This is a genomic window from Telluria sp. GW821-FHT07G12, from assembly GCF_059418525.1.
Genome location: NZ_JBWKQA010000005.1, coordinates 197,157 through 216,043 on the forward strand (window position 1 = coordinate 197,157; position 18,887 = coordinate 216,043).

The 18,887-nt window shown below is 64.7% G+C and carries 18 protein-coding genes; 9 read left to right on the forward strand and 9 right to left on the reverse strand.

What is annotated here, in order from left to right; all coding sequences use genetic code 11:
• The first annotated feature begins 8 nt into the window (after window positions 1-8).
• Window positions 9-1,040, forward strand: a complete 1,032-nt coding sequence (locus AC07PE_RS19500; protein WP_498767488.1) for a porin — start codon at window positions 9-11, stop codon at window positions 1,038-1,040.
• 118 nt (window positions 1,041-1,158) lie between these two features.
• On the opposite strand, the gene AC07PE_RS19505 is transcribed toward AC07PE_RS19500, so the two are convergent.
• Together AC07PE_RS19505 and AC07PE_RS19510 are read right to left on the reverse strand one after the other, a co-directional pair.
• A complete protein-coding gene (locus AC07PE_RS19505; protein WP_498767490.1) occupies window positions 1,159-1,689 on the reverse strand; it encodes a class I SAM-dependent methyltransferase in 531 nt (176 codons plus the stop codon).
• A 3-nt stretch (window positions 1,690-1,692) separates the two neighbouring features.
• Window positions 1,693-2,634 carry a CysB family HTH-type transcriptional regulator gene (locus AC07PE_RS19510; RefSeq protein WP_498767492.1) on the reverse strand — a complete coding sequence of 314 codons (942 nt, stop codon included), beginning with the start codon at window positions 2,632-2,634 and terminating at the stop codon, window positions 1,693-1,695.
• 180 nt (window positions 2,635-2,814) lie between these two features.
• Here AC07PE_RS19510 and AC07PE_RS19515 point away from each other — a divergent pair, with 180 nt between their 5' ends.
• Genes AC07PE_RS19515 through cobA form a run of 6 tightly spaced genes read left to right on the forward strand, consistent with a single transcriptional unit; the run spans window position 2,815 to window position 8,913 of the window.
• A complete protein-coding gene (locus AC07PE_RS19515) occupies window positions 2,815-4,506 on the forward strand; it encodes a nitrite/sulfite reductase (protein ID WP_498767494.1) in 1,692 nt (563 codons plus the stop codon).
• Window positions 4,499-5,086 (forward strand): DUF934 domain-containing protein, encoded by a 588-nt coding sequence (locus tag AC07PE_RS19520; protein ID WP_498767496.1) that lies wholly within the window; start codon window positions 4,499-4,501, stop codon window positions 5,084-5,086. Before AC07PE_RS19515 ends, AC07PE_RS19520 begins: the two co-directional genes overlap by 8 nt.
• Before the next feature lie 15 nt (window positions 5,087-5,101).
• Complete coding sequence (locus tag AC07PE_RS19525; RefSeq protein ID WP_498767498.1) at window positions 5,102-5,818, forward strand: phosphoadenylyl-sulfate reductase; 717 nt, start codon at window positions 5,102-5,104, stop codon at window positions 5,816-5,818.
• Between the two features lie 41 nt (window positions 5,819-5,859).
• Window positions 5,860-6,798, forward strand: coding sequence for a sulfate adenylyltransferase subunit CysD (cysD, locus tag AC07PE_RS19530; protein ID WP_498767500.1), 939 nt, complete (start codon window positions 5,860-5,862; stop codon window positions 6,796-6,798).
• Entirely contained in the window at window positions 6,798-8,144 is a 1,347-nt protein-coding gene (cysN, locus tag AC07PE_RS19535; protein WP_498767502.1) for a sulfate adenylyltransferase subunit CysN, read from the forward strand. Before cysD ends, cysN begins: the two co-directional genes overlap by 1 nt.
• 46 nt (window positions 8,145-8,190) lie before the next feature.
• Window positions 8,191-8,913 carry a uroporphyrinogen-III C-methyltransferase gene (gene cobA / locus AC07PE_RS19540; RefSeq protein ID WP_498767504.1) on the forward strand — a complete coding sequence of 241 codons (723 nt, stop codon included), beginning with the start codon at window positions 8,191-8,193 and terminating at the stop codon, window positions 8,911-8,913.
• 14 nt (window positions 8,914-8,927) lie between these two features.
• Here cobA and AC07PE_RS19545 read toward each other — a convergent pair whose 3' ends face one another.
• The 4 genes from AC07PE_RS19545 to lptF all read right to left on the reverse strand — a co-directional run bounded on the left by AC07PE_RS19545 (window position 8,928) and on the right by lptF (window position 14,514).
• Complete coding sequence (locus AC07PE_RS19545) at window positions 8,928-11,621, reverse strand: DUF4214 domain-containing protein (RefSeq protein ID WP_498767506.1); 2,694 nt, start codon at window positions 11,619-11,621, stop codon at window positions 8,928-8,930.
• A gap of 181 nt (window positions 11,622-11,802) precedes the next feature.
• On the reverse strand, window positions 11,803-12,174 hold the full coding sequence (locus AC07PE_RS19550; protein WP_498767508.1) for a sirohydrochlorin chelatase: 372 nt from the start codon (window positions 12,172-12,174) through the stop codon (window positions 11,803-11,805).
• A 10-nt stretch (window positions 12,175-12,184) separates the two neighbouring features.
• Window positions 12,185-13,369: an LPS export ABC transporter permease LptG gene (gene lptG / locus AC07PE_RS19555; protein WP_498767510.1), complete on the reverse strand. Its 1,185-nt coding sequence runs from the start codon at window positions 13,367-13,369 to the stop codon at window positions 12,185-12,187.
• Entirely contained in the window at window positions 13,366-14,514 is a 1,149-nt protein-coding gene (gene lptF / locus AC07PE_RS19560; RefSeq protein WP_498767512.1) for an LPS export ABC transporter permease LptF, read from the reverse strand. Before lptF ends, lptG begins: the two co-directional genes overlap by 4 nt.
• Before the next feature lie 44 nt (window positions 14,515-14,558).
• On the opposite strand from lptF, the gene AC07PE_RS19565 reads away from it, so the two are divergent.
• Window positions 14,559-16,055, forward strand: a complete 1,497-nt coding sequence (locus AC07PE_RS19565) for a leucyl aminopeptidase (RefSeq protein WP_498767514.1) — start codon at window positions 14,559-14,561, stop codon at window positions 16,053-16,055.
• A gap of 85 nt (window positions 16,056-16,140) precedes the next feature.
• Here AC07PE_RS19565 and AC07PE_RS19570 read toward each other — a convergent pair whose 3' ends face one another.
• The 3 genes from AC07PE_RS19570 to AC07PE_RS19580 are packed head-to-tail and all read right to left on the reverse strand — an operon-like array spanning window position 16,141 to window position 17,158.
• Window positions 16,141-16,590, reverse strand: a complete 450-nt coding sequence (locus AC07PE_RS19570; protein WP_498767516.1) for a hypothetical protein — start codon at window positions 16,588-16,590, stop codon at window positions 16,141-16,143.
• Window positions 16,587-16,775: a DUF1653 domain-containing protein gene (locus AC07PE_RS19575; protein WP_498767518.1), complete on the reverse strand. Its 189-nt coding sequence runs from the start codon at window positions 16,773-16,775 to the stop codon at window positions 16,587-16,589. Before AC07PE_RS19575 ends, AC07PE_RS19570 begins: the two co-directional genes overlap by 4 nt.
• On the reverse strand, window positions 16,775-17,158 hold the full coding sequence (locus tag AC07PE_RS19580) for a phiTE_015 family protein (RefSeq protein WP_498767520.1): 384 nt from the start codon (window positions 17,156-17,158) through the stop codon (window positions 16,775-16,777). The genes AC07PE_RS19575 and AC07PE_RS19580 overlap by 1 nt, the downstream gene beginning before the upstream one ends.
• A gap of 654 nt (window positions 17,159-17,812) precedes the next feature.
• Between AC07PE_RS19580 and AC07PE_RS19585 the strand changes: the two genes are divergently transcribed.
• Complete coding sequence (locus AC07PE_RS19585) at window positions 17,813-18,829, forward strand: acyltransferase family protein (RefSeq protein WP_498767522.1); 1,017 nt, start codon at window positions 17,813-17,815, stop codon at window positions 18,827-18,829.
• Window positions 18,830-18,887 lie beyond the last annotated feature (58 nt).

An 18,887-nucleotide genomic window follows, 5' to 3' on the forward strand; every position in this document is an offset into this window, starting at 1 on the left:
AGTTCTGAATGCAAGCCAAACGCCTGGCCGCCGCGCTCGCGGTAACCTTTGCCGCCGCAACCCCGCTGTTCGCCGCCGCCCAGACCAACGTGACCCTGTACGGTATTCTCGATGCCGCCATCTCGTCCCAGGACACCGGCGGTCCGGAAGGCCGCACCACCGTGGTCAACTCGGGCAACCAGTCGAGCAGCCGCTTCGGCTTCCGCGGCACTGAGGACCTGGGCAACGGCCTGAAGGCCATGTTCAACCTGGAAGCAGGCGCCTCGATCGATACCGGCGCCGGCGATTCCGCCCTGTTCGGCCGCCGCGCCGTGGTCGGTCTGGAAGGCGGCTTCGGCAGCCTGACCCTGGGCCGCGAATACTCGCCGATCGCCGCCATCGCCGCCGCCACCGACGCTTTCGGCCAGGGCTTCTACGGCAGCAACCTGTCGGCCTTCACCACCAACCGCCTGACCCGCCGCCTGTCGAACTCGGTCAACTACAAGTCGCCGTCGTGGAATGGCCTGAAGCTGCTGGCCGCCTACTCGGCCGGCGAAGTCACCGCCGCCAACACCCCGTCGGGCGACCTCAAAGGCGTGGGCGTCGAATACACGCTGGGCGGCCTGTACCTAGGCGCCGCTTACCACACCATCAACCGCGTGCCGGCAGACGAAGACAAGGAAACCGCATTCGGCGGCGCCTACAAGTTCGACCAGCTGGGCGGCTTCGAGCTCAAGGCCAACTACATGGCCGCCGACCGCGAAGGCTCGGCCAAGTACAAGCAGGCCAACTTCGGCGGCTCGATGCCGTTCGGCGCGCACCGCGTGTACGCCAACTACCAGCAGCAAAAACAGGGCAATGCCAAGGGCAACAGCTGGGCTCTGGCCTACAGCTACTCGCTGTCGAAGCGCACCAACCTCTACGCCAGCTACGCCACCCTGGACAACAACAACAGCGGCGTGTTCGGTCTGAGCTCCTCGTCGGTCACCATCGCCCCGGCCGCGACCGCGCTGGGCAAGGATCCGGACGTGTTCTCGCTGGGTCTGCGTCACAGCTTCTGATCGGGCGAGCCTGAAATGAACGCGGCGGCTGGGAGTGATCCCGCCGCCGCGTTTTTTTGTTGGCATTGTCGATGCATTCGTAGGGTGGGCACCCCGTGCCCACGCAGTCAACCGAATATCATTTGAACTTGCAGGTCAGCACCCAGAAATACTCCCAGCGCGCCACCCGGATCTCCTTGGCCGCATTCGCCAGCCGCTTGCGCAGCGCGCTGTCGGTCGGATAGCTCATCGGGCGTTCCACCCGCTGGCCGTCTTCCGTGGTGACGATTTCGTAGGTATTGCCCTGCAAATCGGTGCGCGCCACGGTGTTGCTGCTGCCTTCCACATACACCTCGTCCAGCAGCACTAGCAAGGCATCCTTGCCCGACGCCTTTTTCAGCTTGGCCAGGAAAGCATCCTGCTCATCGCGCTTCAGGCGCGACCAGCAGAACTCCACCACTACCGCGCCACAGCCGGCGACGCCGTCCGGGATGGCCGGCACCACGCCATCATCGCCGGTCAGGGTCAGGGTCTCGAGGCCGTCGGTCAGCTGCGCGACCTGCTCGCGCACGTCGGCCAGGTCAGCATCGCGGTCCGACAGGCCTTCGCCGTCGTCCTCGTAGTCTTCGTCGTCGTAATCTTCGTAATCGTCGTGTTCTTCGTGATTCATGATTTACAGCTCGTAGTTGTCGGCCGTCCCGCGCATCGCCGACTCGACCATCTTGCGGTTGAGCGTAGGCGCGAGCAGCTCGATGAAAGTATAAATATAGCTGCGCAAATAGGCGCCCTGTTTCACCGCCACGCGGGAAACATTCATGCCGAACAGCTGGCCGACCGGAATCGCGCGCAGGTTGCGGTCGCGCTCCGGGTCGAAGGCCATGCCGGCGATGATGCCCACGCCCATGCCCAGCTCGACATAGGTCTTGATGACGTCGGCGTCGATCGCTTCCAGCAGCACGTCCGGCTTCAGGTTGCGCAGTTCGAAGGCGTGGTCGATCTTGCTGCGGCCGGCGAAGGCGGCATCGTAGGTGATCAGCGGATATCCCGCAATCTCTTCCAGCGAAATCGCCTTCGAGCGCGTCAGCGCATGTTCGTGCGGCACCACCAGCACGTGTTCCCACTGGTAGCACGGCAGCGTGATCAGGCCGTCGACGGCGGCGATCGACTCGGTCGCGATGGCGAGGTCGGCCTGATCGTTCTTGACCATGTCGGCGATCTGGCGCGGATTGCCCTGCAGCAGAGACAGGCGCACCTTGGGGAACTTGAGCATGAAGGCCTGCACCACCTTGGGCAGCATGTAGCGCGCCTGGGTGTGCGTGGTGGCAATAGTGAAGCTGCCGCTGTCCTGGGCCGCGTATTCCTTGCCGATCCGCTTGAGGCTGTCGATCTCCTGCATGATCAGCTCGACGGATTCCAGCACCAGCCGTCCCGGCTCGGTCAGGCCGCGGATGCGCTTGCCATGGCGGGTGAAGATGTCGACGCCGAGCTCTTCCTCGAGCTCGATGATGGCCTTGGAGACTCCCGGCTGGGAGGTGAACAGCGCCTTGGCGGCGTCGGTCAGGTTGAAGTTCTGGCGGACCGCTTCGCGGACGAAGCGTAATTGGTGTAGGTTCATTGCCCTTTTTTATACGATTTAAGCCTTGTCGACATTTTACAAGCTTGCTTATACCTCAGGCTCATATAAGCAAATAAATTCTCAGTAGTTTGGAATAAGACGCCATTTTATTAATATTCGACATAGTCTACCGAGCCTGCACGCCCGCCCGGCGTGAAGTGCCATACCAGGATCCTGAACATGTACCGTTACGACCAGTACGACCATCTCATCGTCCGCGAGCGCATCGCCCAATACCGCGACCAGGTGCAACGCCGCCTCAACGATGAGCTGACCGAAGAAGAATTCCTGCCGCTGCGCCTGCAGAACGGCCTGTACATGCAGCGCCATGCCTACATGCTGCGCATCGCCGTGCCCTACGGCCTGCTGTCGACCAAGCAGCTGCGCATGTTCGCCCACATCGCCCGCACCTACGACCGCGGCTACGGCCACTTCACGACGCGCCAGAACATCCAGTTCAACTGGATCGAGCTGGAACAGACGCCGGACATCCTGACTGACCTGGCCTCGGTGGAAATGCACGCGATCCAGACTTCGGGCAATTGCATCCGCAACACCACCACCGACCAGTTCGCCGGCGTGGCCGCGGACGAGATCGTCGATCCGCGCCCCTTTGCCGAGATCCTGCGCCAGTGGAGCACCTTCCACCCGGAATTCATCGCCCTGCCCCGCAAGTTCAAGATTGCCGTCAACGGCGCCGTCGCGGACCGCGCCGCGATCGCCGTGCACGACATCGGCTTGACCGCGGTGCGTAACGACGCCGGCGAAGTCGGCTTCAAGTTCATGGTTGGTGGCGGCCTGGGCCGTACGCCCATCATCGGCAGCGTCATCAACGAATTCGTGCCCTGGCAGCACCTGCTGACCTACACAGAAGCGGTCATGCGCGTGTACAACCAGTTCGGCCGCCGCGACAACAAGTACAAGGCGCGCATCAAGATCCTGGTGAAAGCCACCGGCCCGGAAGAGTTCGCACGCATGGTCGAGCAGGAATTCGCCGACCTCAAGGATGGCCCGGAAACCTTGACCCGCGAGGAAGTGGAACGCGTCGCCGCCTACTTCAACCCGCCGCCGTATGCGCAGCTGGAGAACGTCGACCCGCGTGCCGGCCATGAAGACAACAAGGCCTTCGCCAACTGGCTGCAGCGTAACGTCAAGCCGCACAAGATGGCGGGCTATGCCTCGGTCGTGCTGTCGCTGAAGAAGACCGGCGTGCCGCCGGGCGACGCCACCGCCGAGCAGATGGACTTCGTGGCCGACCTGGCCGACCGCTACAGCTTCGGCGAACTGCGCGTGACCCACGAGCAGAACCTGGTGCTGGCCGACGTCGAGCAGTCCAAGCTGTTCGAAGTCTGGCAGCTGGCGAAATCGAAAGGCCTGGCGACGCCGAACATCGGCCTGCTGACCGACATCATCGCCTGCCCGGGCGGCGACTACTGCTCGCTGGCGAACGCGAAATCGATCCCGATCGCGGCCGCCATCGCCCAGCGCTTCGACGACATCGACTACCAGCACGACATCGGCGACATCGAACTGAACATCTCGGGCTGCATCAACGCCTGCGGTCACCACCACGTCGGCCATATCGGCGTGCTGGGCGTCGACAAGGACGGTTCCGAGTGGTACCAGGTGTCGATCGGCGGCGCCCAGGGCAATGCAGCGGCGATCGGCAAGATCATCGGCCCCTCGTTCTCGGCCCAGCAGATGCCGGAAGTCGTGCAGCGCCTGCTCGACGTCTACCTGCGCGAGCGCGTCGAGGGCGAGCGCTTCGTCGACGTCGTCCAGCGCCTCGGCATCGCGCCTTTCAAGGAACATGTGTATGCCACGCCGATTCCGACCGGTGAACTGGCTGTCGGAGAAGATCAATATGCCTAATATTCAACAACACGCCCAGATCATCAAGGGCCAAGGCAACTCTCACTCCGTGGTCGCCGACGACTGGGCCGTGCTGCGCCTGGACGAGGGCGATGCGCCGGAAACCGTTGAGGTCCCGGCCGGCAAGGTGATCGTGCCGCTGAAGGTCTGGCTGGCGCAGCGCGAGTCGCTGCTGGCCCGGGCCGGCGCGAACGGCGAGATCGGGATCTGGTTCGCCTCCGACGAGCTGGCGGCCGCCGTCAAGGACGAGCTCGACAAGTTTGCCCTCATCGCCGTCGACTTCCCGAAATTCAGCGACGGCCGCGGCTATTCGATCGCCTTCAACCTGCGCAAGCGCCTCGGCTATACGGGCGAACTGCGCGCGATCGGCGACGTGCTGCGCGACCAGCTGTTCCAGATGCATCGCTGCGGCTTCGATGCCTATGCGACGCGCCAGGACCGCAGCATTCACGACGCGCTGAAGGGCCTGACCGTGTTTTCCGAAACCTACCAGGCCTCGGTCGACGATCCGCTGCCGCTGTTCCGCCGCCACCAGCGCGACGTACCGCTGGAACACAGCGACGTCGGCGCGGGCATTTAAGTTCAAGGAAAGAACATGAGCGACCTGCACGCACGGGTGGAAGAAACCCGCGGCATCCTGGAACGCATCGCGCGCGATTTTTCGCCGGCCGTGTTCGCCTCCAGCCTGGCGGCCGAGGACATGGTCCTGACCGACCTGATCCTGAAGGCCGGCCTGCCGATCGGCATCTTTTCGCTGGAGACCGGGCGCCTGCACAAGGAAACCCTGGAAGTGCTGGACAAGGTCAAGGCCCATTACGGCCATGAGATCGAACTCTACCGCCCACAGCCGGAACTGGTCGAGCAATACGTGACGCAGAATGGCCTGAACGCCTTCTACGACAGCGTCGAGATGCGCAAGGAATGCTGCCGCGTGCGCAAGGTCGAGCCGCTCGGCCGTGCCCTGGCGGGCAAGCAGGCCTGGATCACCGGCCAGCGCCGCGCCCAGTCGACCACGCGCGCCGAACTGGCGGTGCAGGAAGACGACGCGGCCCACGGCATGGCCAAGTTCAACCCGCTGGCCGACTGGTCCGAGCAAGATGTATGGCAATATATCCGCGATAACAACGTGCCCTACAACAGCCTGCACGAGCGCGGCTACCCGTCAATCGGCTGCGAGCCCTGCACCCGTGCGATCCAGCCGGGCGAAGATATCCGCGCCGGCCGCTGGTGGTGGGAGAATCCGGAGTCCAAGGAATGCGGACTGCACCTGGTTGACGGCAAACTTATTCGTATCAAGTCCGTGGCCGCCTGAGCGCCGCGAACGAACACAAGACATTGACAGGCACAGCCATCATGACGACTTTTACTGACACTCCCGGGACGCTTGGCGACGTGAATGCGCGCCACCTCGACGCCCTCGAATCGGAAGCGATCCACATCCTGCGCGAGGTAGCGGCCGAGTGCAGCAACCCTGCCCTGCTGTTCTCGGGCGGCAAGGATTCCGTGGTGCTGCTGCGCCTGGCCGAAAAGGCCTTCCGTCCGGGTAAATTCCCCTTCCCGCTGGTCCACATCGACACCGGCCACAACTTCGACGAAGTGATCGCCTTCCGCGACGCCCGCGTGGCGGAACTGGGCGAGCGCCTGATCGTCGGCTCGGTCGAGGACTCGATCAAGAAGGGCACCGTGCGCCTGCGCAACCCGGCCACCGACTCGCGCAACGCAGCCCAGGCCGTGACCCTGCTGGAGACCATCGCCGAGCACGGCTTCGACGCCTGCATTGGCGGCGCCCGCCGCGACGAGGAAAAGGCGCGCGCCAAGGAACGCATCTTCTCCTTCCGCGACGAATTCGGCCAGTGGGACCCGAAGGCCCAGCGCCCGGAACTGTGGGACCTGTATAACACCCGCGTTCACCCGGGCGAGAACATGCGCGTGTTCCCGATCTCGAACTGGACCGAACTGGACGTCTGGCAGTACATCGCCCGCGAAAAGCTGGCCCTTCCGCCCATCTATTACGCGCACGAACGCCAGGTGATCCCGCGCAACGGCCTGCTGGTGCCGCTGACCCCGCTGACCCCGGCCCGCGAAGGCGAAACGGTCGAAACGCAAACGGTTCGCTTCCGTACCGTCGGCGACATCTCCTGCACCTGCCCGGTGGCCTCGACCGCCGCCAACCCGCTCGACATCATCGCCGAAACCGCGATCACCCAGATCACCGAGCGCGGCGCCACCCGCATGGATGACCAGACCTCGGAAGCGTCGATGGAAAAACGCAAGAAGCAAGGATATTTCTGATGAACGCCGTCACTGAAAACATCAACCACGCCGCCGACCAGTCCGGCCGCCTTGCAGCCCCCGGCGACAAGGCCCTGCTGCGCTTCATCACGGCCGGCTCCGTCGACGACGGCAAAAGCACCCTGATCGGCCGCCTGCTGTTCGACAGCAAGGGCATCTTCGCCGACCAGCTGGCGGCGGTGTCGCGCTCCAAGCACAAACGCACCGTCGGCGACACCATCGACCTCTCGCTGCTGACCGACGGCCTGGAAGCCGAGCGCGAACAAGGCATCACCATCGACGTCGCCTACCGCTACTTCGCCACGCCGAAGCGCAAGTTCATCATCGCCGACACCCCGGGCCACGAGCAGTACACCCGCAACATGGTGACCGGCGCCTCGACCGCGGACGCCGTGATCATCCTGGTCGACGTCTCGAAGGTGAAGCTGGGCGATGACGGCAGCGTCGAGCTGCTGACTCAGACCAAGCGCCACTCGACCATCGCGAAACTGCTGCAGATCGAGCACGTGATCGTGGCCGTCAACAAGATGGACCTGGTGAACTACGACCGCACGGTGTACGAGCGCATCGTGGCCGAGTACACCAAATTCGCGAACAGCCTGGGCCTGAAGGACATCACCGCGATCCCGCTGTCGGCGCTGGCCGGCGACAACGTGGTCGAACGCGGCGACAACATGGCCTGGTACGAAGGCCCGACCCTGATCGAACTGCTGGAATCGATCAGCGTCTACGACGAAGCCCACGACGCGCCCTTCCGCTTCCCGGTGCAGCTGGTGGCGCGCCACAACGGCCACGAAGCCAAGGACTTCCGCGGCTACATGGGCCGCATCGAATCCGGCAAGGTGTCCGTTGGCGACAAGCTGGTGGTGCAGCCCTCCGGCGTCGAAGCCACGGTCAAGGAAATCCAGACCTTCGACGGGGCCCTGCAAACCGCGGTGGCCGGCCAGTCGATCACCCTGCTGCTGAACGAATACGTGGACGTCTCGCGCGGCGACGTGCTGGCCGGGGCCGCCCAGCCGGCAACCCTGCTCAAGCAGGTGAAAGCCGACGTCTGCTGGATGGCCGACGAGCCGCTGGATGTGCGCCGCAAGTACTGGATCAAGCACGGCACCCGCCAGACCATGGCCAAGGTGAAGGCGATCGAGAACATCCTGGACGTCAACACCCAGCAGCGCCATGCCGCGGAAGGCCTGAAGCTGAACGACATCGCGCGCATCGAGCTGGCCGTGCAGCAGCCGCTGGCGGCGGATGCGTATGAAGACATTCGCGCGACCGGCGCCTTCATCCTCATCGATGAAGTGACCCATCAGACGGTTGCTGCGGGTATGATTCGCCTGGATCAGTAACACCGTCATCCCGCGAAAGCGGGAATGACGCAACTATAAAGAAGGCATGTCGGTGCTGGGAAAAGTCTATCTGATCGGCGCCGGTCCCGGCGCAGCTGACCTCATCACCGTACGCGGCGCGCGCCTGCTGGCGCAGGCCGAGGTCGTGCTGTACGACGCCCTCGTCACGCCCGAGATGCTGGCACTCTGCGCGCAGGCCGAGAAGATCTCGGTCGGCAAGCGTTCCGGCCAGCGCTCCACCGCGCAAACCCTCATCAACGAACAGCTGGTCGATTGCGCGCGGCGCTTCGGGATGGTGGTGCGTCTGAAAGGCGGCGACCCGATGCTGTTCGGGCGCGCCGACGAAGAGCTGCGCGCGCTCGAGGAAGCCGGCATCGAGGTCGAAGTCGTCCCCGGCATCACCACCGCGGTGGCCGCCGCGGCGGCCACCAAGCAGCCGCTCACCAAGCGCGGGGTGGCGCGCAGCGTCGCCTTCTTCACTTCCAGCACCGCCCCCGACCAGCCGGATCATGGCGCCCTGCCGGAAACCGACACCATGGTGCAGTACATGGGCGGGCGCGAAGCCGCCGCCACCGCCGAGCGCCTGCTGGCGCTGGGCCGCCGCCCGGAACTGCCGGTGGTCGTCATCGAAAACTGCAGCCGCCCCGACCAGCGCATCCTGCGCCTTACCCTGGCCGACCTGGCGCACGGCCTCGACACGGCCAATGGCCCGGTGCTGGTGATGATCGGCGAAGCCTTGCAGCGCCGCGTACACCAGGCGCCGGACTAAACCGCTGCTTCCGCTCAGCCCACCCAGGGCGTATAGACGATCCCGTTCGCGATCGCGCCGATCACCTGCGCCTGGTTTTCCGGGCTCTCGCTGAAATTCACCAGCACTTCGTCACGCGGTGCGATCTGCAGCGCGTGCAGCCAGAATTCGTAGCCCGTGGCATCCGGGGCGCGGTGCAGCACGTTCGCGTACAGCGCGGCGACGTACTGGGTGTCGCTCGCATTGGCGCCGTACATGCTGGCGAATTCCGCGCTGTTGACGAAACTGTGCGCCACGTTCTGCAGGCTGTTGCCGTCGTCCAGCGCATCGATCCAGTAGCCCAGGCCGACCTTGTCCGGGGTGCGGTTGAACGCGGCCTGGTACAGGCGATAGGCTTCGCCGGCATTGCCGTGGATGTCCAACGCCACGTTCTGGTCGCTGAAGTGCAGGCGCTCGACGTTGGCCAGCTTGGTCGTGCTGCCGCTGCCGAAGTCGTAAAGCGACACGTTGGTGCCGTCGTTCGACAGCGCATACTGGCTGCGCTGGTTACCGAAGAGTACCGTATCGATCCCCTCCTTCCCGTCCAGCAGGCCGCCGGCGCTGCTTGCCGACAGCACGTTGTTGCCGGCCGTGCCGACCAGGTTCGCCGGCACCGAGGTGCTGGGTGAACTCGGCGCGGGGCTGCTGGGCGTGCTCGCCACCGGCGCGCTCGGGGCCGTCGCCACCGGGGTGCCAGGGGTGCTGGCCGGCGTGCTCGGCGCGGTCACAATCGGGGCGGTGACCGGCGGCGCCGGATCGCTGACGGCGCTGCCCGCGGTCGATGTCTCGGTGCCGCCCTGCAGCGGGCCGGTGCCCTGGCCCGGTACGGTGAACACGCGCGCTTCGACCGACACGTTGCCGGCCTGGTTGTCGACCCAGGCCGCGGCGAAGCCGCCGTTGGCCAGCGCCACCAGGTCGGGGCCGGTCTGGTCGCCGGCGCGCATCTGGTTGATCTCGAATTCCTGCGCGTCGATGGCGCTGCCGTCGGCGCCGAAACGGCGGCCGAAGATGCCGGCGCCGTCGTAGTCGCCGGTTTCCGACTGCCAGGCGACCACGAAGCTGCCGTCGGAGAGGGCCGTCACGGCGGCGTCGAAGCGCCCGCTGCCGCCGTCGATATTCGCCTGCACCTGGGCGCCCAGCGCATGGCCGCTGCTGTCGTAGACCTGGAAGAAGACATCGCTGCCGCCGAAGCCGAAGGGCGCGTTGACATAGCTGTCCCAGGCGATGACGACGTTGCCGTTCGCGAGCGTGGTCGCATGCGGCAGCGGCGCGGCGGTAGCCAGGCTGGCGGCATAGCCGTCGCCGTTGACGACGAAGGCCTGGCCGGATGCGCTGGTGGCCGCGTACACGTTGCCGTCGTTGATCTCGCCCCAGGACACCATGTAGCCGCCTGCTTTCAGCGCCGAGATGCTCGGGCTGAAGGCCGAGGACAGCACGCCGTAGACCTGCTGGCCGCCGGCCAGGCTACCGTCGGCCGCGGCCTGCTGCACGTGGACCGTGCCGCCGCTGCGCCAGCCGAGCGCGAAGGAGCCGTCCGCCAGGGTGGCGACGGTGGGCATGGCGGCGTCACCGCTGGCGCCCGTGTCGAGCACGTGCTCGACGCCGGCGCTGCCGTTGGCCTCGACCACGCGGTAGGCGATGCGGGTGGCGCCGCCATCGTTGATCGAATAGGCGACCACGAAGCGGCCGCCCGAAAGCGCCGCCACCGCCGGCTCGCCTTCGATGCTGGCGTCGCCATTCGGGGTCAGCGCGAAGGCCGCGCCGCTGGCCGCGCCGGAGGCGTCGCGCAGCTGGGCCCACAGGCCCGCACCGGCGCCGCCCGCCACCGTGTCGCTGCCCTGCCAGACGGCGACGAAGCCGCCGTTCGACAGCTTGGCCAGCGAGGGATTGGCGGCCCATGCGCTGGCGGCCGCGCCGAGTTTGATGTCGTCGCCGAAGCCCGGCAGCTGGCGGGTGGCGCCGTCCTGCACCGTGTAGCCCAGGGTCTGGGTCACGCCCTGGCCGGCGATCGGGTTGCCGTTGGTATCGAGCTGGGCGCGGTCGTAGTAGTGCACCGTCACCGCCGCCGACAGGCCGGTCATCGGCAGCTGGCTGGCGTCGGCGATCACCAGGCGCGCCGCGGTGTCGGTGGCCGGGTTGTAGGAGATCGCGAACAGGCCGGGCTGCGACTGGCTGTCGATCACCCAGCGCCCGCCCGTCAGCGACCCGGTGTCGATCGGGGACAGCAGGTCGACCACGGCGCCCGCCTGCAGGGTCGAGAACATGCTGTTGTTCTCGCCGACCAGGCTGGCCGGCGGGTTGTCGGGGATGACCGTGTTATCGGCGTTGACCACGCTGCCGTCGGCCAGCTTGTAGTGGGCGCCGAAGGTGTTCGGGGTCGCCGTGTCGCTGCTGTGGTCGAGGAAGCGCCACAGCGTGCCCGCTGCCGCGACGTAGGCGCCCTGGCCGTCGACCGGCACCGCATAGGCGTTCCAGGTCTTGCCGTTGTCAAAGCTGTACTGCAGCTCGCCGCGGGTCAGCTGCTGCCCGAGGCTGCTCGTGACGTCGAAGGACACCGCAGTCACCGCGCTCGACGCGGCGCCGGACGGCATGGTCGCGCCGGCATAGGTCCAGGTGGAGATGCCCCAGCTTGGGCGGACGTAGATCGTGGTCGAGGGAGTAGGCATGGTCGTCATCGAGAGGTCTGCCATGCGGGCGGCGCGCACGGCTCATGGATGACTATAATTCCTCACGGCAACTCAAAATGCAACGCGGAAATTACTTCCCGCACAGAAATATCTCCTGGAAGCAACAAAAGATTAGTCTGGAAACAACTCAGTTTGCAGAAAGAATTGCAGGCGAAACAACAGAGTTAAGGAACGAGAAAACCTGTCAATTCGGCAAGGAGGAGACGCAGTAGGCCGCCATTGCGGCCAGCACGGCGGGGTCTTCGCCGACCGCGGGCACGGTCGAGAACGCGACGCCGGGGTGAGCGGCGTGCAGTTCGTCGAGCAGGCGCGGCAGGTCGCGCAGCAGGTGCCCGCCCTGCCCCAGGAAGATGGGGACGATGACGATCTCGCGCACGCCGCGCGCGACCAGGGCGGCCGCTTCGTCGGGCAGGCTGGGCGTCATGAGCTCGAGGAAGGCCAGCGAGACGGCAAGGTCGGGCCTTTGTTGCGCCGTCAGCTCGCGCAGGCGCTGGAAAGGCGCCGCCCAGGAAGCGGCGCGGGCGCCGTGGGCGAACAGGATCAGGGCGCGTTCCATGGCGATGCTCCTAATGCCGCTCGACCCAGCGCAAGGCCCCGAGCCCGAGCAGCAGGAACAGCAGGCTGGGCGTGGCGGCTGTCATGAAGGCCGGCCAGGTCGACAGCATGCCGATGTGGGAGAACAGGTTGTCGATCAACATGAAGCTCACGCCGATCATGATGCCGATGAAGACCTTGAAGCTGACGCCGCCGCTGCGCACCTGCAGGTAGCCGAAAGGCAGCGCCAGCACCATCATCACGAAGATCGACAGCGGACCGACCAGCTTGCGCCAGAAGGCGATCTTGAAGCGTTCCGTCTCCTGGCGGTTTTCCGCAAGGTGGCGTGTGTAGACCACCAGTTCGTTGGCCGACATGCGCTCCGGGTCCGAGCGCGACACCGACAGGATCTTCGGCGTGATCTCCGATTCCAGGTCGAGCGAAGGCAGCTTGCGGGTGCTGACGGCGGCGGTGTCCTGGCCGAAGCGGTTCTGGATCGTCTGGCCGTTCGGCAGCGGCGTGCCCGGCGCCGGCAGGCTGCGGGTGTTGCTGAACTGGGTCTCGGTCACGTCCTGCAGGCGCCAGGTGTGGTTGCCGCTGAAGACGGCGCTGGCGGCCGTGATCAGGCTGCGCATGCGCATGCTGTTGTCGAACTCGTACAGGCGCACGTCGGCGAGCTGGCCGTCCGGGCGGATCTGGCGCGCATTGAAGAAGCGCGAACCGGTGACGGGGCCTTTCTGGCCGCCATCGTGGACGGTGTCCTTGGTCCACATCCCGGAACGGAATTCGGCCGACAGGGTCGCGCCCTTGGCCGACAGGCGCAGGCGCTCGGCCAGCGGCGCCGTACGCGGCGTGATCAGTTCGCCGAAGATGAAGGTGAGGACGACGAACACGATACCGATCTTGAACAGGATCGCACCCGCCATCCGGGTCGACATCGAAGAGGCGCGCATGATCGTGAATTCCGAGGTCTGGGCGAACTGCGCCATCGTGTAGATGGTGCCGAGCAGCGCGGCGACCGGCATCACGCGGTACATGTTACCCGGCACCAGCAGGAGCACGTAGAGCATCGCGTGCTGGATCATGTAGCCGCCCTTGCCCACCGCCGGCAGCTCGCCGGTCAGGTCCATGAAGGCGGCCAGGGCCAGGAAGGCCACCAGCACGAAGGCCACGGCCTGGGCGATGTTGACGAAGAAGTAGCGCTCGAGGATCTTCATTGCGCGCCCTCCCTGGCGGCGGCGCTTTGCAGCAGGCGGCGGCGCTTCCAGGCATTCGCCAGCAGCAGCGGGTGCCATCGATGGTGGATGTTCAGGCGCCAGGCGAACAGGCCGAGGGCCGCCAGCAGCACCAGCACATGCAGCGGCCACCAGGCCATGCCGAAGCCGACCTTGGCCTGCTTGACCGCCTGTTCGGCGGCCTTGGTCAGGTTCAGGTAGGTGAAGAAGATCAGCAGCGCCAGGATCAGGTTGGCCGAGGCGCCGGCGCGCGGATTGACGAAGCCGAGCGGAATCGCCAGCAGCATCAGCACCACGCACATGATCGGCCAGGTCAGGCGGTACTGCAGTTCGGCGTCGGCGTACTGGTTGCGCGGCATCGCCATCAGCGCCGCCGTCGACATCCCCTCCACCCTCAGGTCGCCCATCACCGGCGCCTGGGTCGCCACGCGCATGCGGTAGCGCTCGAACTCCATGGCCTGGAAGTCCGGCTTGCCCGGCGTGCCCTGGTAGCGGCGGCCGTTTTTCAGCACCAGATACTGGCCGCCCTTGCCGTCCGGTTCGATCTGGCCTTCCTTGGCCACCACGGTGGTGTTGACGCCCTGGTCGATGGTGTTGACGAACACGTTCTGCACGACCGTGGAGGCGCGCGCGGCCGAGCTCTCGACGAAGAACACGCGGTCGGCGGCGGCCGATTCGCGGAACTGGCCGGGCGCCACGCGCTGCAGGTCTTCGCGCTTCTCGAAACGCTCGGTGAACTCGTTGCTCTTCAACTGGGCCCAGGGGATGGCGACCAGCGAGATCACCGCCACCAGGATCACGAGCGGCAGGCCAAACAGCAGCACCGGCGCGATCCAGCGCGTCAGCGACTGGCCGGAGGCGAACCAGACGACCATCTCGGAATCGCGGTAGCTGCGCGTGATCACGACCAGCACCGAAATAAAGCTGGTGAGGATCAGGATAGTTGGCAGATAATTCAGCACCGCAAATGCAATGAGCGCCAGCACGTCACCAGATGCGACCTTGCCCCCCGCGGCCTTGCCGAGGATGGTGATCAGGGTCCAGGTGACGAGGATGGAGAACAGGACGGTGAAGGTTGCGCCGGCGACGCTGGCCAATTCACGCTGTAGGGCGCGTCGGAAAATCATTCGATAGTTATAATTGCAGGTTAGGCACTAATACGGAGAACCCAATGGACTTTAGCATAAAAGCATTCGACACAAAAAACACGCTGGCCGCAGCCAAATCGGGCTGCATCGCAGTCGCTGTGTTCGAGAACAAGAAACTGTCGGAGGCCGCCAAAGCCCTCGACCTGAATGGCGAGATCGCAGCCGCCGTCAAGTCGGGTGACATCTCCGGCAAGGCCGGCACCACCCTGCTGCTGCGCGGCGTGGCCGGCGTTTCCGCCGCCCGCGTGCTGCTGGTGGGCATGGGCGCCGATGAAGCCGTGAGCGAGAAGAGCTTCGGCAGCGCAGTCAGCAGCGCTCTGAAAGCCTTCTCCACCCTGGGCGCCCAGGATGCCATTATCGCATTCCCGGTCGAGAATGTGAAAGAGCGCGACCTGGCCTGGTCCCTGCGCAGCATCGTGATTGCCGCCAACGAAGCCGAATTCCGCAGCGACAGCCAAAAGAGCAAGAAGGACCCGGCCCCGACCGGCGTGCGCAAGCTCGCCATCGCCGTCCCGCAAGCCACGCCGCAAGCGAAGGCAGTGCTGGCCCAGGCCCAGGCCATCGCCAACGGCATGAGCCTGACCAAGGAGCTGGGCAACCTGTCGCCGAACGTCTGCACCCCGACCTACCTGGCCAACACCGCCAAGAAGCTGGGCGCCGACTTTGGCTTCGACATCGAAGTCCTGGAGCGCAAGCAGCTCGAAGCCCTGAAGATGGGCAGCTTCCTGTCGGTCACCCGCGGCAGCGAAGAGCCGCCGAAGTTCATCGTCCTGAAGCACAACGGCGGCAAGAAGAACGACGCGCCGGTGGTCCTGGTCGGCAAGGGCATCACCTTCGACACCGGCGGCATCTCGCTGAAGCCGGGCCCCGGCATGGACGAAATGAAGTACGACATGTGCGGCGCCGGCTCGGTGCTGGGCACCTTCCGCGCCATCGGCGAGATGGGCCTGAAGCTGAACGTGATCGGCATCATTCCGACCTGCGAGAACATGCCGTCCGGCCGCGCGACCAAGCCGGGCGACATCGTCACCGCGATGAACGGCCTGACCATCGAGATCCTGAATACCGATGCCGAAGGCCGCCTGATCCTGTGCGACGCCCTGACCTACGCCGAGCGCTTCAAGCCGGCCGCCGTGATCGACATCGCGACCCTGACCGGCGCCGTGATCGTCTCGCTGGGCCACCACACCTCGGGCCTGTTCACCCGCGACGACGACCAGCACAACGCCCTGGCCGACGAACTGATGGACGCCGGCAAGCAGGCCGGCGACACCGCCTGGCGCCTGCCGATCGGCGAGCAGTACAACGAGCAGCTGAAGTCGAACTTCGCCGACCTGGCCAACATCGGCACCCCGGGCGGCGCGTCGATCACCGCGGCCTGCTTCCTGGAGAACTTCACCCGCAACTACACCTGGGCCCACCTGGACATCGCCGGCACCGCCTGGAAATCGGGTGCATCCAAGGGCGCGACCGGCCGTCCGGTGCCGCTGCTGACGACCTTCCTGCTTAATCGTGTTTAACTAAGCGCGTCTAAGAGCTTCATCGGGATGCAAAAAAGGACGCCTCGGCGTCCTTTTTTTATTCATGACCGGGAGTCACAAATCCTCAGAAGATCGGCGTACCCGGTTCCACGGCTTCCGTCTCGCCCTTCTTCGACGGATGCATGAAGACGGTCAGCGTGGCCGGATAGGCATAGCCGTTCTCGACGTAGTTGTGGAGGCCAGCCGTGAAAAGGATATTGCCGATCAGGCGGTTGCTGTCGTAGCGTGCGCCCCACCATTCGTCGGCGCTGCCGACGCCTTCGCGCTTGCAGTAGACGGCCAGCGGCTTGCTGCTGCGGGTAATGGTCACGCGCCCCGGCGCCGTCACGAACCAGCGCCCGAAATCGTTCGCCAGCAGGCAGCCGACGCCGGCGACTTCGCGGTGATCGAGGATGGTGTGGACTTCCACCTGCTGCAAGCTGGCGTCGGCGGCGGCGCCGCTGCCGCTCACGCAGCCGGACAGGCCGATGGCGGATGCCAGGGCCAGCGCGGCCGAAAAGAAAAATCTGTTCATGCGCTTTCAATAAAACGCGGCACCTGCGCCCCGTCCAGCTCGACAGTTTCGAAAAACACGTCCTTCGGCCGGACCCAGACCCGCCCGTCCTCGCCCCGGTAAACCATCACAGGGGTAAGGTCCGCCTCGAGCACGGCCTCGCAGACCAGCTCGTACACCCCGCCCTTGTAGTGGCGGTAATGCATCAGGTCTGTTCTTCGACCTGGCGGCTCTGGCTCTGGCTTTGGGCCTGGCTTTTCTTCTTCAGGTTCTGGATGACCCGGACGATGCCCTCGACGCCGGCGCTCTCGTCGAGCTCGCTGAAGGCATCCAGCACCTCGTTCAGCACGCGGTTGCGCACTGCGGCTTCGTCGGCCAGCATGACCGGGGCCTTGGCCTCGGCCGGCGCGAACTTCTGCGCCTGCTCGGCCTGCTGAGCGTCGACCGCCTTGCTGCCGTGCGCGAGCGCGGCCTGCCAGATCAGCCAGCGGCGCTGGGTTTCGTACACCAGGTACTCTTCCGGCTTGTCCTCACGGCGCCGGACAATGTGGCCATCGCGTTGGGCCCATGCTTCGAATGCTTGACGCATTGCTGTCCTTTATAAAAGCTGTGTGCAAATCCTGCTTACGGATCCGCGATCGTTACACACCTGCCAGCGGCCGGTGATTTGTACCCGGCCTCGGCAACCCTATCAAAGCAATGAATTGCCAAGAGATACTTGACTTCAAAGAAATATGCAAATACTACAAGCTATATTGGCGTACTGCAACTTTTTCTTCCAGAAGGGAAAAAGATACGTAATCGTCCCCTCTATTGCCGCGATTGTTACATCTTGTCACAGTTCGGCCGAGTTTGCCAGCCTGGAGCAATATATTTTTCTTATCAAGCAATAATTCTACGACATCAACGTTGCTCTTTGTGCAAATGGTTGCAGTAGTGCATAGTTTTAAACGGAAATATTTCAAAAAAACAACAGCTCCGCGGTCCAGCTTGAGAAATACTCTGCCCTATGCGGCAACATCATTTAAGCAAAATACATTCCTTGCTTTTCTTTCCCTTAAAAATCAAATACTTACTGCGGAATTCGAGATTCCGCTGCAGGGATTGTAAGCAATTCCGACAGAAGGCATGCAAAGCTTTCATGCACTGCGGGAGAAATGGCAAATACAACAGTGTTTACTGAGGGGTAGCTCAACAGATGGCCCGCCAGTACACTTGCATATTTACGATAAGCCGTCCGACGATGAAAACACATATCCCTTACCTGGATGGCTGGCGCGGCCTTGCCATCGTGTTTCTCCTGATCGGACACTTCCTGCCGGTACCTGGCTTGAACTTCGGCGCCATCGGCGTCAGCCTGTTCTTCGTGCTGTCCGGCTTCCTGATGTCGAAGATCCTGTTCATCGACAAGGTACCCCTGCCGATCTTCTACAGGCGCCGCATTTCCCGCATCCTACCCTCGGTCGTCGTACTGCTGGCCGTGGTCGCCCTGACCTATCTGCTCACCGGGCGCGAGATCAGCGGCTACGAACTCTTGTCGGCCGCGACCTTCACGAATAACTATTTTGTCGGCACCGAGACCTGGACCATGCCGCTCGGGCATATCTGGTCGCTCAGCGTCGAAGAGCATGCCTACATCCTGCTGTCGCTGCTGGCCCTGTCCTGCCGGTCCAGGAAGACCTCTGGCCTGGCCGAGCTCGGGATGACCGCCGCCGCCGCCGCCGGCATCGCCGTGCTGTACTGGTTCGCCTTCGGGCAGAATGCGCCGAAGGGCCTGTGGCTGCATTCGGAAGTGATGGCCTTCGGGATCGTGGTGTCGGGCTTCCTGCTGCTGGCTTTCCGGGTGCGCCGGCCCACCCTGCCCGCGCTCGCCGTGCCGGTGCTGGTCGCGGGCGGCATCTGCGCCTACTGGTGGCGCTTTCCGCCGGCCTTCATGCTGATCGCCGGCGGCGGCGCCTTCGCGCTGGCGCTTAACCTGCTGGACCGCAGTCCGGGCCTGTTCCGCACGATTCTCGAATTCCGGCCGCTGCGCCAGATGGGCGTCTGGTCGTTCTCGCTCTACCTGTGGCAGCAGCCTTTCTACATGCTGCATCACCGCGAGGGCCTGCCGCTGCTGCCGGCGCTGGCCGGTTCGCTGGCCCTGGGGATCGCCGCCTTCTACCTCGTCGAAAATCCGGCGCGCACCTGGCTGAACCGCGTTCTGACCCAGAAGATCGAGGTCACGCCCGACGAAGACGACGTGCCGCTGCTGCTGCCCTGAGGACAGCGTGGCCGGCTGCCATGTAATAATGGCAGTCTCGCCATCTCCATCCTCAAGC

Bases quoted from the DNA above. Each gene is read 5' to 3' on its own strand.
- AC07PE_RS19500 (WP_498767488.1), top strand. From the start codon at position 9: ATGCAAGCCAAACGCCTGGCCGCCGCGCTCGCGGTAACCTTTGCCGCC.
- AC07PE_RS19505 (WP_498767490.1), bottom strand. From the start codon at position 1,689: ATGAATCACGAAGAACACGACGATTACGAAGATTACGACGACGAAGAC.
- AC07PE_RS19510 (WP_498767492.1), bottom strand. From the start codon at position 2,634: ATGAACCTACACCAATTACGCTTCGTCCGCGAAGCGGTCCGCCAGAAC.
- AC07PE_RS19515 (WP_498767494.1), top strand. From the start codon at position 2,815: ATGTACCGTTACGACCAGTACGACCATCTCATCGTCCGCGAGCGCATC.
- AC07PE_RS19520 (WP_498767496.1), top strand. From the start codon at position 4,499: ATGCCTAATATTCAACAACACGCCCAGATCATCAAGGGCCAAGGCAAC.
- AC07PE_RS19525 (WP_498767498.1), top strand. From the start codon at position 5,102: ATGAGCGACCTGCACGCACGGGTGGAAGAAACCCGCGGCATCCTGGAA.
- cysD (WP_498767500.1), top strand. From the start codon at position 5,860: ATGACGACTTTTACTGACACTCCCGGGACGCTTGGCGACGTGAATGCG.
- cysN (WP_498767502.1), top strand. From the start codon at position 6,798: ATGAACGCCGTCACTGAAAACATCAACCACGCCGCCGACCAGTCCGGC.
- cobA (WP_498767504.1), top strand. From the start codon at position 8,191: ATGTCGGTGCTGGGAAAAGTCTATCTGATCGGCGCCGGTCCCGGCGCA.
- AC07PE_RS19545 (WP_498767506.1), bottom strand. From the start codon at position 11,621: ATGGCAGACCTCTCGATGACGACCATGCCTACTCCCTCGACCACGATC.
- AC07PE_RS19550 (WP_498767508.1), bottom strand. From the start codon at position 12,174: ATGGAACGCGCCCTGATCCTGTTCGCCCACGGCGCCCGCGCCGCTTCC.
- lptG (WP_498767510.1), bottom strand. From the start codon at position 13,369: ATGAAGATCCTCGAGCGCTACTTCTTCGTCAACATCGCCCAGGCCGTG.
- lptF (WP_498767512.1), bottom strand. From the start codon at position 14,514: ATGATTTTCCGACGCGCCCTACAGCGTGAATTGGCCAGCGTCGCCGGC.
- AC07PE_RS19565 (WP_498767514.1), top strand. From the start codon at position 14,559: ATGGACTTTAGCATAAAAGCATTCGACACAAAAAACACGCTGGCCGCA.
- AC07PE_RS19570 (WP_498767516.1), bottom strand. From the start codon at position 16,590: ATGAACAGATTTTTCTTTTCGGCCGCGCTGGCCCTGGCATCCGCCATC.
- AC07PE_RS19575 (WP_498767518.1), bottom strand. From the start codon at position 16,775: ATGCATTACCGCCACTACAAGGGCGGGGTGTACGAGCTGGTCTGCGAG.
- AC07PE_RS19580 (WP_498767520.1), bottom strand. From the start codon at position 17,158: ATGCGTCAAGCATTCGAAGCATGGGCCCAACGCGATGGCCACATTGTC.
- AC07PE_RS19585 (WP_498767522.1), top strand. From the start codon at position 17,813: ATGAAAACACATATCCCTTACCTGGATGGCTGGCGCGGCCTTGCCATC.